Here is a 12,214-nt window from a genome sequence, read left to right on the forward strand (position 1 = left end):
CACGTTGAACTTGAAATATCCGTTCGGGTTGAGCTGGATGCAACCCTGCGCGGCGCAGAGAAAACGCGGTGCTGTCCCTGCCGAAGCGTTCAGCGTGAACCGCTCACGTCCAGATCTTGCCAACGCCCTACCGGCTGGCTGACGCACCCTGCAGCGCAGGCGTGGAGGCAGGGGCCAGCCCCTCACTGGTCTGGGTGGCTTGCACGGTGCGCCACCAGTGCCGCGACAGGGCGGGCTTGTGCAGGTCAATGCGCTCGCCCATCACGGGAGCCACCAGCGGGACCTGGGCCGCCTCAGCCAGCGCGGTGATGCGCTCAAAAGGCTCGGTCCAAGGGTGCATCGACAGGTCAAACGTGCCGTTGTGGATGGGCATGAGGTAGCGGCCCTTCAGGTCCAGATGGGCCTGCAGGCTTTGCTCGGGCTGCATGTGCACATCAGGCCAGTCAGCGTTGTAGGCACCGGTCTCCACCATGGTCAGGTCAAACGGGCCAAAGCGCTCGCCAATGGCCTTGAAACCATCGAAATAGCCCGTGTCACCGCTGAAGAAAATGCGCAACCCTTCGCCCGCAGCGCCACCTTCTGCACTGCCCTGGCCCGTGGTGCGCAGCACCCACGATGCCCACAGCGTGCGGTCGCTGTCGCCCAGGCCGCGGCCCGAGAAATGCTGGGCGGGCGTGGCCGTCAGCTCCAGTGCGCCCACGGTGGTGCTCTGCCACCAGTCCAGCTGCTGCACCTTGGCCGCAGGCACGCCCCATTCGATGAGCCGGTCACCCACGCCCAGCGGGGTGATGAAGTGCGCCACCTTGGGTGCCAGCTTCTGGATGGCACCGTAGTCCAGGTGGTCGTAATGGTCGTGCGAGAGCACCACGCCTTCGATCGGTGGCAGTTCATCAATGCTGATGGGCGGGGCATGGAAGCGCTTGGGCCCGATGAACTGGAACGGCGACGCGCGCTCGGAAAACACCGGGTCCGTCAGCCAGAACTGCCCGCCCACCTTGAGCAGCATGGTCGAATGCCCCAGCCGCCACAGGCTGCCATCGGGCGCAGCCAGCAAGTCGGTGCGCAAGATGGCGTGCACGGGGATGGGGGCGGTGGGCACCGTTTCGGCATCTTTGCCGGTGGCAAAGCTCCACATCACCTTCAGCGTCTTGCCCACGCCCAGTGACTGGCGCGGCTTGGCGTTGCGGAACTTGCCGTCCTCACGCATCGAACTCTGGCTTTGCGCGGTGGCAGGAAAGGTGCTGCAGGACGAGGTGACAGTGGCCATGACAAGGACTCCGATGACAACGGTGGCTGCGTGCCAGACCCGGGGGGTGCGACGGGGCATGGGCGAACTCCGTGGAAATATGCACCGTACAGTGTAGTCCTGTTTTCAGAAAAGTAAACTGGTCAGTGTAAAATTGCCCCATGAGTGACCAGCCTTCTCCCACGCGCCTGACCGATCGCAAGCGCGACGCCATCCTGCAAGCGGCCATCGGAGAGTTCAGGCAACACGGCTTCAATGGCACCAGCATGGACCGCGTGGCCGCTGCGGCCGAGGTCTCCAAACGCACCGTCTACAACCACTTCCCCAGCAAGGAAGACCTGTTCGAGGCTATCTTGCTGCTGATGTGGGAGCGCAGCCAGTCGCCCGAAGAACAGCAGTACGAGGCCACCCAGCCCCTGCGCCCCCAGTTGCTGGCGCTGCTGGGGCACAAGATGCGGCTGCTCAACGACGCGAGCTTCATCGACCTGAGCCGCGTGGCCATGGCCGACATGATGCACACCCCCGAGCGCGCCCGCGCCATCGCCACCAAGCTGGCTGCCAAGGAAGAAGGCCTGCCCCGCTGGCTGCATGCTGCCCAGCAAGGTGGCCGCCTGCGCCCCAGCATGGACGTGCCCTACGCCGCCCAGCAACTGCAGGGTATGGTCAAGGCCTTCGCCTTCTGGCCCCAGCTGGCCATGGGCCAGCCACCGCTGACCCCAGCGCAACAGCAGCAGGTGCTGGCGGATGCGGTGGACATGTTTCTGGGGCTGTATGCAGTGCCTGCAGGCTGAGAACCCGTTGCAAGGGCCCCTTCCAGGCCTGATCCAGGCGTCGTTTTGCACTACGCTTGCGGGTTTTCATCCCCGCCCAGGTCTCCCCATGCCCCTGTCTCCCTACCTCGATACAGCGCCCGTGCTGGGCTCCAACGTGTTTGTGCATTCCAGCGCGCAGGTGATTGGCGATGTGCAGCTGGGCGATGACAGCTCGGTGTGGTGCAACGCCGTGCTGCGCGGCGACGTGAACCGCATCACCGTGGGCCGCTGCAGCAACGTGCAGGACCTGACCATGGGCCACGTATCGCACCGCAACGCCGCCAAGCCCGAGGGCTCGCCGCTGGTGATTGGTGACTACGTGACGGTAGGCCACTCGGTCATCCTGCACGGCTGCCGCATCGGCAATGAATGCCTCATCGGCATGGGCTCCATCGTGATGGACGACGCCGTGATCGAAGACCGCGTGATGCTGGGCGCAGGCAGCCTGGTTTCGCCCGGCAAGGTGCTGGAAAGCGGCTACCTCTACATCGGCCGCCCGGCGGTGCGCCAGCGGGCTTTGACGGAGGCGGAGATTGCCTACCTGAAGTACTCGGCCGAGCACTATGTGCGGGTGAAGACCAATTACTTGGTCACTCCACAGCCCGACTACAAGAGCTGAACAACATGCAGTTTGCTGCCATGGGCTCCATGAGGTACCCCCAAAGCACACCATTCCTAGACGTATGACTGAGCTCCTCGCCCGACTTTCAGAGTCTGTCACCACCGCTCGATCCGTGGAGGAACTGACACGGCCACTTCTGGAGATGCTGGAGGCTGTGACGGGCCTGGAATCCACCTACCTGACATCCGTCGACCAGATGCAGGGGATTCAGCATGTGCGGTATGCCCGCAATGCGGGCGACCTGCAGATCCGCGAAGGCTTGGCTGTTCCGTGGAACGACACATTGTGCAAACGGGCATTGGACGAAGGACGCACCTTCACCGATGACGTACCAAGCAGCTGGGGCGACTCGGGAGCTGCTCGGGACCTCGGCATCCACACCTATGTGACCAAGGCCGTGCACATGAGCGACGGCACGCTGTATGGCACCTTGTGCGCAGCCAGCAGGCATGCCCGTCCCCGTATGCCGCAGACGGACCGCATCCTTACGCTGTTCGCCTTCCTGATTGGTCAGCAGGTGGAGCGTGAAAAGCTCATTCAAGAGCTGGTGTACGCCAATGCCCAACTGGCTGCCGCCGCTACCACCGACCAGCTTACCGGATTGCCCAACCGTCGCGCCCTGATGGCTGCGCTGGAGCGCATGTTGGCACAGGGCCAGCGCATGCAAAGAGGTGTGCAAATCGCGTTCATCGATCTGGATGGATTCAAGGCCATCAACGACACCTATGGTCATGATGTGGGTGACCAATTTTTGCTCGCCATAGCGCAGAGGCTCCGCAGCGCACTGCGCATAGAAGACATGGCAGCGCGACTGGGTGGCGATGAATTTGTAGTTATCAGCCTGGGACTACATACGCACGGTTTGGCGCACACGGGGCAGGAAGTGTTGGGCCAGCGCATTGTTCAGGCCACGCAGGGACGGTTCAACCTTCAGGGAGCATCGTTGGACTATGCCGGAGCCAGCGTCGGCATGACCACCATCACGCCTGACCAGAACCTGGGCGTAGAGGAAGCTTTACGCCTCGCAGACCAAACCATGTACCAGGTGAAACAAGCACGCCGCCATGCGCACAAAGCGGCGACGCAGGCACCAGTACAACCCGCAATGCCTGACCAGGCCTCTTTGAACCTGAAAAATTTGTAAGAGCGGGGCCCTTCAGCAGGATTACGCTCAGCCGGGATAATCGGACACCCACCCGATTCCGGCGGCGACATCGCATCGCCTCCTGCCAGCCCGCTCCCACCCCCATGTCTGCCGCCGCTTCAGCCAACGTTCCCCGCCAGCGCGTGCTCTCCGTCATCCCCCCGATGACGCAGCTGAACACGCCTTACCCTTCCACTGCCTACCTCACGGGGTTCCTGCGTTCGCGCGGGGTGGATGCTGTGCAGGAGGACCTGGCGCTGGCCCTGGTGCTGCGCCTGCTCTCGCCGGAGGGCCTGCGCGCCATTGCCGACAAGGTGGATGCGTTGCCGCCCAAAAAGCGCAGCGCTGCGGTGCAATCGTTTGTGGAGCAGAAGGACCGCTACCTCGCCACCATTGGCCCGGCCATTGCCTTTTTGCAGGGGCGCGACAGCACGCTGGCGCACCGCATCGTGGGCCGCCATTACCTGCCCGAGGGGCCGCGCTTTGAGTCGCTGGATGTGTACGTGGACGACGAGGGCGGCGACCCGCTGGGCTGGGCGTTTGGCGCTTTGGGCCTGACGGACAAGGCCAAGCACCTGGCCACGCTGTACTTGAACGATCTGGCCGATGTGCTGCGCGATGCGGTGGACGAGCGCTTTGAGTTTGTGCGCTACGCAGAATCGCTGGCGGGCAGCCAGCCCACGTTTGACCCGCTGGCCAACGCACTCGCTGCCCCGCCCACGCTGGTGGATGAGCTGCTGGAGCAGCTTACGCACGAGGCCATTGCCCGGCACCAACCCACGGTGGTGCTGCTGTCGGTGCCCTTCCCGGGCTCGGTGTACGCGGCCTTTCGGATTGCGCAAAGCATCAAGGCGCGCCATCCGCACATCACCACGGTGCTGGGCGGCGGCTTTGTGAACACCGAACTGCGCGAGCTGGCTGAGCCGCGCGTGTTTGACCACTTTGATTTCGTCACGCTGGACGCGGGCGAGCGCCCGCTGCTGGCACTGCTGGAGCACCTGCGCGGCGAGCGCGGGCGGCAGCGGCTGGTGCGCACCTTTGTGCGCAACAACGGGCAGGTGCAGTACATCAACATGATGGAGGCCGACATTGCCTTTGCCGAGGTGGGCACCCCCACCTGGGACGGCCTGCCACTGGACCGCTACCTGTCGCTGCTGGACATGCTCAACCCCATGCACCGGCTGTGGAGCGACGGGCGCTGGAACAAGCTCACGGTGGCGCACGGCTGCTACTGGAAAAAGTGCAGCTTTTGCGACGTGAGCCTGGACTACATCAGTCGCTACGAGGGCGCGAGCGCGAGTGTGCTGGCCGACCGCATCGAGCAGATCGTGCGCGAAACGGGGCAGACGGGTTTTCATTTTGTGGACGAGGCCGCACCGCCCAAGGCGCTCAAGGCCCTGGCCACCGAGCTGATTGCGCGGGGCACCGGCATCAGTTGGTGGGGCAATGTGCGGTTTGAAAAGACCTTCACCCCCGAACTGGCCGAGCTGCTGGCCGACAGTGGCTGCATCGCCATCTCGGGCGGACTCGAAGTCGCGTCTGACCGGTTGCTGAACCTGATGAAAAAAGGCGTGTCGGTAGACCAGGTGGCCCGCGTGACCAAGGCCTTCAGCGATGTCGGCATCCTGGTGCATGCCTACCTGATGTACGGCTTTCCGACGCAGACGGTGCAAGACACGGTAGATGCTCTGGAGTACGTGCGCCAGTTGTTTGCCAACGGTTGCATTCAAAGCGGCTTCTTCCACCGCTTTGCCTGCACCGTGCATTCGCCCGTGGGCCAGCACCCCGAGGAATACGGAGTGACGCTGGCCCCGCTACCACCGGGCGACTTTGCAAAGAACGATGTGGCCTTCATCGACCCGACAGGGGTAGACCATGACGCGCTGGGCGCGGGCCTGAAGAAGGCTATCTACAACTACATGCACGGCATTGGGCTGGAAGAAGATGTGCGCCTGTGGTTCCCGTTCAAGGTGCCCAAAACCACGGTGCGGCGCGACCGCATTGAGCGGGCGCTGCGCGAGCGGGGGTAATGTGTTCGGTGATCGCGCGCGGACCGGTGGCCTGGGGGACGTGAGCAAAAGCCGCTCTTAAGGCAAATTACCCTCTAGCGCCCGCACAGCAAGCGCAGGCAGCTACAAAACCGATAGCAATTCAATGCACTGCCGGTGTGGAAGCAGCGGCTATTTTTTCTGCTTCTGATAGGCACGGTCCATCGGAGGCCCCTTGTCGGTGTCCTGCAAACCGTGGGTCACGTCCTCATACGCCTGGCGCACCTCGCGCGATGGGATGCCGCCGGTCATGCCCGTGGCCTCGTCTCGCTCGTGGGGCAGGCGGCCTTCGGGGGCATCCAGGTCTTCCGGCCCACTGCCGGGCTGCTGGGGCGGGTGGGTGGTGCTCACCCGGCGTTCCTTGCGCGCAGGCACGGGGGCGGAAGGGATCTTGTCTTCGTCAGGGCGATGGTCGGGTGGTGTCATGGAAAAAACCTCGGATCAAATCAGCGCCCAACTTAGGCCACTAACCCATCGCCCCGTGTAGGCACAGGCCCGCTTCGATTGCAGGCCTGTGACTCCTCAACCCCTCGATGCCACCCGCAGCAACCATGCGCCTGCCGATGCCGCCGCACACAGCCCCGCCACCCCCAGGCCCCCCCAGTGCGCCAAGGCTTGGCTGCCCACGGCGGAGCCCAGCGCCATGCCAATGAACATGCCGGTGAGCAGCAGGGCATTGAGGCGGCTGCGGGCGGCAGGCTCCAGCCGGTACACCAGCGTCTGGTGGCCCACCAGCGCTACCTGCACGCCAAAGTCAAACGTCACCGTGACCAGCACCATCAAGCCCAGTTGCCAGGCCATGGGCAAGGGCTCGCCTAGCGCCAGCAGCACAAACGACAGTGCCACCGTGGCGGCCCCAGCACGCACCACGCGCAGGGGGCCCCAACGGTCAGACCAGCGGCCCGCCCACGGCGCACCCAGAGCGCCCACCACGCCCGCCAGCCCAAACGCCCCGGCCATGGCGCTGCCCATGCCAAAACGCTGCTGCAGCACGATGGCCAGCGTGGACCAGAAGGCGCTGAACGCCACGGAAATCAAACCCTGCGTCCACACCGCCAGGCGCAGATCGCGGTGCTTGCGCCACAGAGACCACAGCGACGCCATCAAGGCACCGTAGCCCAGCGCAGTCACCGGGGCCATGCGCGGCAGGCCCCGCACACACACCGCGCCAATGGCGGCCACCAGCAGCGCACCCAGCACATACACGGCGCGCCAGCCCGCCCACTGGCCCACCAGCCCGCTGAACACCCGGGACAGCAGAATGCCCAGCAGCAGGCCCGTCATCACCTGGCCCACCACGCGTCCCCGTTGCGCATCCGGTGCCAGCGTAGCTGCGGCGGGCACGATGTCTTGCGCCAGTGTGGCCAGCACGCCTGCCACCAAGGCCGCCACCCACAAGGCGTGCACACCAGGGGCCAGAGCGCACAGGCCCAGCGCCAAGGCCAGGCCCGCAGCCTTGGCACCGATCAGCATGCGGCGATCCAGCCGGTCGCCCAACGGGGCCAGCAGCAAAATGCCCAGCGCATAACCCAGTTGGGTCAGCGTGGGCACCACCCCCACCTGCGTGGCCGTGCTGCCCAGCCCATCGGCCATCAGGCCCAGCAGCGGCTGGCTGAAGTACAGCGTGGCCGCCCCCAGCCCCGCCCCCGTCGCCAGCAACACCACCAAAGAGGGCGGCAGACCCGGGTGGGACAGGGACGTTGCCTGAGAAGGCGCTAAAGCCGCAGGCGCTGAAGTGGAAGAAGCAGACATGGCGGTCACCCCAAGTTCAAAAACACAATGCGGTGATTCTGCAAACGCATGACCCAGCGCGGTAGATGCCTGAAAAGCAGATTTGTTATACGCTGAGCGTATGACAAAGCTTCTGGAACCTGCACTCGACCGCCTGGAGTTGCTGCACACGCTGGTGCGCATCGTGGAGGCGGGCAGCCTGTCTGCCGCAGCCCGGCAACTGGGCACCACCCAACCCACCGTCAGCCGCCGCCTGCGCCAGCTGGAGGCCTATTGGGGCGTGCAACTGCTGCAGCGCTCCACCCACGCCATGAAACTGACGGAAGACGGCGACAACGCCTACCAGCAAGCCAAGTCGCTGCTGGAACGCTGGCAGGCCATGGACGCCGACCTGCGCGGGCGGCAGGCCGCGTTGCGGGGCCACCTGCGGGTGCTGGTGCCCAGCATCTTCGGGCAGGAACAGCTTGTGCCTCCGCTGGTGCAATTCATGAAAACGCACCCCGAGGTGACAGTGGACTGGCTGCTGAACGACCGGCTGCCCGATTTCATTGCCGAGGGCATTGACTGCGCCATCCGCGTGGGGCGTGTGGACGAGCCCAACCTGGTCGCCATCGCACTGGCAGAGGTGCCACGCATTGTGGTGGCGGCCCCCGCACTGGCGCAGCCCGCCGTGGCGGCCCCTTCAGCCGACCCCGCACAACCCCGGGCCTTGGCCCAACTGCCGTGGCTGGCGCTGCGCACGTTCTATACCGATGAAGTGGCGCTGACCCACTGCCACAGCGGTGACACGCAGCGCTTTGTCATCACACCCCGCCTGGGCACCGACAACCTGCAAGCCCTGCGCAACGCAGCCCTTGCAGGGGTGGGCGCAGGCATCGCATCGGCCTGGGCCGTGGCTGACGACATTGCCGAAGGCCGTCTGGTGCACCTGGCACCCCAATGGCAGGCACCACCGCTGCCGATCTACCTCATCTACCCCCGCAGCAGCTGGCGCCCAGCGCGGCTGAAAGCATTTATCACCAGCATGCGCGAGGCTTTTCCGCAGGTGCATGGGATACAGCCTGTGGGAAGAGGATAAATGGCGTTGGGTGGTGCTGCATATTCAATCAAACATGAGTATTTTTGATTGATTTGTATTTTTATGGAATGTAGAAAAATATTTCTGATATCCCAGAAAACACATTCATTCAACGCCTCAGTTGACTTAAATGGAAAGCAAATACCAACATCTTGACGTTACCCACGTTCACCTCCACTCAAATCCCAATGAATCTCTACTGGTTTCAAAATGAATAAAAGATTGAAACCAAAATCCTCTCAATTTGCCAATTTTCTGCCTTTTCATCAGTTTTAAAAAAACCAAGAAAAATACATCCAAAAGAAAAGCAGAGATAAAATCTTAAAACATCAATAAACACAAATGAATAAGAAAATATTAATTTCAAATAATCAATGGATTTAAATATTTTCTAAAAACAGGTTTTGAGATTTTTTCGATGCCAGTTTTGATAATTTTTAGTAATCCAAAGTGGGATCCAAAAGTATGAGAAAGAGGGCTTTTTGCGAGGATCTAGTCTCCTTGCACAAAATTCGGCCCCAGTCAACGGCCTCGCTGGGCCAGGTTGCCAAGGCCTAGCAAATCCATCTCGTGCCCGCGCCGTTGTGCGCGCAACAGCTCTCTGCGGTTTTTCATGGTTTTTTGCCGCTTCTGCAGGCTCGCGTTTGCGCTCCCCGGTGCGTTTCCAATGGATAAGACAAAAATGCCGCCAGCGCCCGCCCCACAAGCGCAAGCAGCTATCAAAAACAGAGCAAAATCGGGCCTGCACGGCCGATCCAAAATGAAGCGGAACGGGCGTGGGCCCCCAGCGCCCGACAAAAAACCTGGGCATGCATACAGTGCAATGCCGCAGGCCATGCCACACTCTCCCCCTCACAGCAGGTGGTTATGTCTTCTACAGAGTGGGCCGCGCAGGCCCTGCAGTCGTTTGATGCGGTGGTCAACGCCACCGAAGGGTTTCGCAGCCGGGCCGGGCAGCGGCTGATGGCCGAGCAGGTGGCGCGCACCTTCAGCCGGGCCACGCTGGGCAAGGTGGATGAAGAAGGGGGCGAGCCCGCCCCCACGCGCTCGATCGCCGTCATTCAGGCGGGTACGGGTGTGGGCAAGTCGCTGGCCTATTGCGCGCCCGCCATTGCGCTGGCGCTGGCGCGGGGCACGCGGGTGTTGATCTCTACCGCCACCGTGGCGCTGCAGGAGCAGCTGGTCAACAAGGATCTGCCCGCGCTGGCGGCGCGCATGCCGCAGCCCTTCAAATTTGCGCTGGCCAAAGGGCGCGGCCGCTATGTGTGCAAGCTCAAGCTCGACCGTCTGGCAGGCCACACCGAAGCCGACGAGGTGGAGGACGACCTGTTTGCCGAAGAGGAGGCCGCCGCCCGCGCCAAGCGCCCCCGGCAGGAGACCGAGGCGCGCATCCAGTTCTACAGCGCCATGGCGCAAACGCTGTCCAAAGGCGTGTGGGATGGCGACCGCGACAGCCTGGAAACACCGCCCGAGCCGGAGGTGTGGAGCCCCGTGGCGGCCGAGGGCGCATCGTGCACGGGCAAGCACTGCCCGGCCTTCAGCCAGTGCACCTACTACGACAAGCGCAAGGAGCTGGTGGGTGCGCAGGTGATTGTGGCCAACCATGATTTGCTGCTGTCGTCCCTGGGCGCACGCGTGCTGCCCGAGCTGGACAACTGCCTGCTGGTACTGGACGAAGCCCACCACCTGCCCACCACGGCGCTGCAGCAATTTGCCTGCAGCATGGACCTGTCGCGCATCACCTGGATCGAGCGCCTTTCCAGCCGCGGCCTGCGCATTGGTGCGCTGCTGGAGGTGGAGGAGATTGCCGACATCCCCAAGCACGCGGCGCAACTGCGGCAAACGCTGCAGGACCTGGCGCGCATCGTGATGGATGTGTATGGCGAGCAGCTCAAGAGCCAGCCGAGCGCCTGGGGCCCAGCGCGGGTGCGGGTGCCGCGCGGCGAATTGCCCGAGCAACTCATCGCACCCCTGGGCCTGCTGGCCGCCAGTGCAGACGGCTTTCTGGAGGCCCTGCGCGCCATTAGCAAGGCCCTGCGCGCCGAGATGCGCGACAAGCCCGACGAGGCCAAGCGCCTGTCTACGCTGTACGCGCAAATCGGCATGCTGGCCCCGCGCCTGGAAGAGCTGCACGCCACTGCGCAACTGCTGCTACAGGATGCGCCCGAAGGTGCCGTACCCGCTGCAAAGTGGTTCACGCTGGAGATGGATGGCGACTTCATCGTGGTCAAGGCGCACGCCAGCCCCATCCTGCCGGGCACCGCGCTGCGCAACCACCTGTGGAATGCGGTGCGCGGGGCTGTGCTGACATCGGCCACGCTCACGAGCTGCGGGCACTTTGATTTCTTCTTGCGCGAGGCAGGCCTGCATGGTGATGAGGCAGCCACCACGCTGGAAGTGCCCAGCCCCTTCAACTACGCAGCACAGGGCACGCTGATTGCCGCCGAGACGCGTGCCGACCCCAAGAACGCCGCGCAGTTCACCACCGAGATGGTCGATGCACTGCTGCACGACATTGCCCGGGTGGAATACGGTGCGCTGGTGCTGTTCACCTCACGCGAGCAGATGCGCCAGGCCGTGGATGCGCTGCCCACCGCCATGCGCAGCGTGGTGCTGGTGCAAAACGCGCTGCCCCGCACGTTGCTGCTCAAGCGCCACCGCGAGCGGGTGGAGAACGGCGAGCCCTCTGTCATCTTCGGCATGCAGTCGTTCGGCGAGGGGCTGGATTTACCGGGGCGGCTGTGCGAATCGGTCTTCATCACCAAGCTGCCCTTTGCCCCGCCCGACGACCCCGTGGGCGAGGCCCGCGCCGAATGGCTGCGCGCCGTGGGGCGCGACCCCTTCAGCGAGTTGGTGGTGCCCGCCACCGCCATTCGGCTGGCGCAATGGGTAGGCCGCGCCATCCGCACCGAAGAAGACCAGGCCCATGTGTACTGCTACGACAAGCGCCTGACGCGCACCAGCTACGGCCAGCGCCTGCTCAAAGGGCTGCCGCCGTTTGCGCTGGAGCAACGCGCAGCGCTGTGAGCGCTGTAAAGTCGCCCACCCCTTTTCACCACAACAACCAGAAAGCCCCCCATGCCCCACACCGTACCTGCCTGCCCCCAATGCGGCCTGGAAAACACCTACCCCGATGGCACCAACTACGTCTGCCCCGACTGCGCCTTTGAATGGCCGCAAGTGGCCGAGACGGCAGACACTGACGCAGATGCAGATGCAGGCGACGGCATCGTGCGCGACGCTGTACGTGATGCGAATGGCAACCCGCTGGCCGATGGCGACGCAGTGATCCTGGTGAAAGACCTCAAGGTCAAAGGCTCGTCCTCCACCCTCAAGAAGGGTACCAAGATCAAGGGCATCCGCCTGGTCGATGGCGCCGACGGCCACAACGTGGACTGCAAGACCGACCTGGGCAGCATGCTGCTGAAGTCGGAGTTTTTGAAGAAGGCGTGAGCGCTCGGCCGTAGCAGGGTGGCGCTGCAGAGCTCTGCCTCCATCATCACGAACCTGTTCCAAGCCCTGGGGCATGGCCG

General features: G+C 63.7%; 10 protein-coding genes. 7 read left to right on the forward strand and 3 right to left on the reverse strand.

Annotation, left to right across the window (positions count from 1 at the left end; all coding sequences use genetic code 11):
* Window positions 1–127: 127 nt before the first annotated feature.
* The gene (locus AACH87_RS00275) at window positions 128–1,207 is read right to left on the reverse strand and encodes an MBL fold metallo-hydrolase (RefSeq protein ID WP_338799061.1); all 1,080 of its coding nucleotides are present in this window, start codon (window positions 1,205–1,207) and stop codon (window positions 128–130) included.
* Window positions 1,208–1,407: 200 nt separating this feature from the next.
* On the opposite strand from AACH87_RS00275, the gene AACH87_RS00280 reads away from it, so the two are divergent.
* From AACH87_RS00280 to AACH87_RS00295, 4 genes are all read left to right on the forward strand, one after another.
* Window positions 1,408–2,037, forward strand: a complete 630-nt coding sequence (locus AACH87_RS00280) for a TetR/AcrR family transcriptional regulator (protein ID WP_338796695.1) — start codon at window positions 1,408–1,410, stop codon at window positions 2,035–2,037.
* Between the two features lie 88 nt (window positions 2,038–2,125).
* Window positions 2,126–2,677 (forward strand): gamma carbonic anhydrase family protein, encoded by a 552-nt coding sequence (locus tag AACH87_RS00285; RefSeq protein WP_338796696.1) that lies wholly within the window; start codon window positions 2,126–2,128, stop codon window positions 2,675–2,677.
* Window positions 2,678–2,741: 64 nt separating this feature from the next.
* Window positions 2,742–3,824, forward strand: coding sequence for a sensor domain-containing diguanylate cyclase (locus AACH87_RS00290; RefSeq protein WP_338796698.1), 1,083 nt, complete (start codon window positions 2,742–2,744; stop codon window positions 3,822–3,824).
* A gap of 164 nt (window positions 3,825–3,988) precedes the next feature.
* Complete coding sequence (locus tag AACH87_RS00295; RefSeq protein WP_338799062.1) at window positions 3,989–5,854, forward strand: radical SAM protein; 1,866 nt, start codon at window positions 3,989–3,991, stop codon at window positions 5,852–5,854.
* Between the two features lie 150 nt (window positions 5,855–6,004).
* Here the strand turns inward: AACH87_RS00295 and AACH87_RS00300 are convergent, their stop codons facing one another.
* Together AACH87_RS00300 and AACH87_RS00305 are read right to left on the reverse strand one after the other, a co-directional pair.
* Entirely contained in the window at window positions 6,005–6,298 is a 294-nt protein-coding gene (locus AACH87_RS00300; protein WP_338796700.1) for a hypothetical protein, read from the reverse strand.
* Window positions 6,299–6,394: 96 nt separating this feature from the next.
* On the reverse strand, window positions 6,395–7,624 hold the full coding sequence (locus AACH87_RS00305) for an MFS transporter (protein WP_338796701.1): 1,230 nt from the start codon (window positions 7,622–7,624) through the stop codon (window positions 6,395–6,397).
* 100 nt (window positions 7,625–7,724) lie between these two features.
* Here AACH87_RS00305 and AACH87_RS00310 point away from each other — a divergent pair, with 100 nt between their 5' ends.
* The 3 genes from AACH87_RS00310 (at window position 7,725) to AACH87_RS00320 (ending at window position 12,134) form a co-directional block, all read left to right on the forward strand.
* Window positions 7,725–8,681: a LysR family transcriptional regulator gene (locus tag AACH87_RS00310; protein ID WP_338796702.1), complete on the forward strand. Its 957-nt coding sequence runs from the start codon at window positions 7,725–7,727 to the stop codon at window positions 8,679–8,681.
* Window positions 8,682–9,548: 867 nt separating this feature from the next.
* Complete coding sequence (dinG, locus tag AACH87_RS00315) at window positions 9,549–11,708, forward strand: ATP-dependent DNA helicase DinG (RefSeq protein WP_338796703.1); 2,160 nt, start codon at window positions 9,549–9,551, stop codon at window positions 11,706–11,708.
* A 51-nt stretch (window positions 11,709–11,759) separates the two neighbouring features.
* A complete protein-coding gene (locus AACH87_RS00320) occupies window positions 11,760–12,134 on the forward strand; it encodes a zinc ribbon domain-containing protein YjdM (RefSeq protein ID WP_338796704.1) in 375 nt (124 codons plus the stop codon).
* Window positions 12,135–12,214: the final 80 nt, after the last annotated feature.

Source organism: Acidovorax sp. DW039 (genome assembly GCF_037101375.1).
In the GTDB taxonomy this organism is placed as follows: Bacteria; Pseudomonadota; Gammaproteobacteria; order Burkholderiales; family Burkholderiaceae_C; genus Acidovorax.

Bases quoted from the DNA above. Each gene is read 5' to 3' on its own strand.
- AACH87_RS00300 (WP_338796700.1), bottom strand. From the start codon at position 6,298: ATGACACCACCCGACCATCGCCCTGACGAAGACAAGATCCCTTCCGCC.
- AACH87_RS00280 (WP_338796695.1), top strand. From the start codon at position 1,408: ATGAGTGACCAGCCTTCTCCCACGCGCCTGACCGATCGCAAGCGCGAC.
- AACH87_RS00320 (WP_338796704.1), top strand. From the start codon at position 11,760: ATGCCCCACACCGTACCTGCCTGCCCCCAATGCGGCCTGGAAAACACC.
- AACH87_RS00275 (WP_338799061.1), bottom strand. From the start codon at position 1,207: ATGCGTGAGGACGGCAAGTTCCGCAACGCCAAGCCGCGCCAGTCACTG.
- AACH87_RS00305 (WP_338796701.1), bottom strand. From the start codon at position 7,624: ATGTCTGCTTCTTCCACTTCAGCGCCTGCGGCTTTAGCGCCTTCTCAG.
- AACH87_RS00285 (WP_338796696.1), top strand. From the start codon at position 2,126: ATGCCCCTGTCTCCCTACCTCGATACAGCGCCCGTGCTGGGCTCCAAC.
- dinG (WP_338796703.1), top strand. From the start codon at position 9,549: ATGTCTTCTACAGAGTGGGCCGCGCAGGCCCTGCAGTCGTTTGATGCG.
- AACH87_RS00310 (WP_338796702.1), top strand. From the start codon at position 7,725: ATGACAAAGCTTCTGGAACCTGCACTCGACCGCCTGGAGTTGCTGCAC.
- AACH87_RS00290 (WP_338796698.1), top strand. From the start codon at position 2,742: ATGACTGAGCTCCTCGCCCGACTTTCAGAGTCTGTCACCACCGCTCGA.
- AACH87_RS00295 (WP_338799062.1), top strand. From the start codon at position 3,989: ATGACGCAGCTGAACACGCCTTACCCTTCCACTGCCTACCTCACGGGG.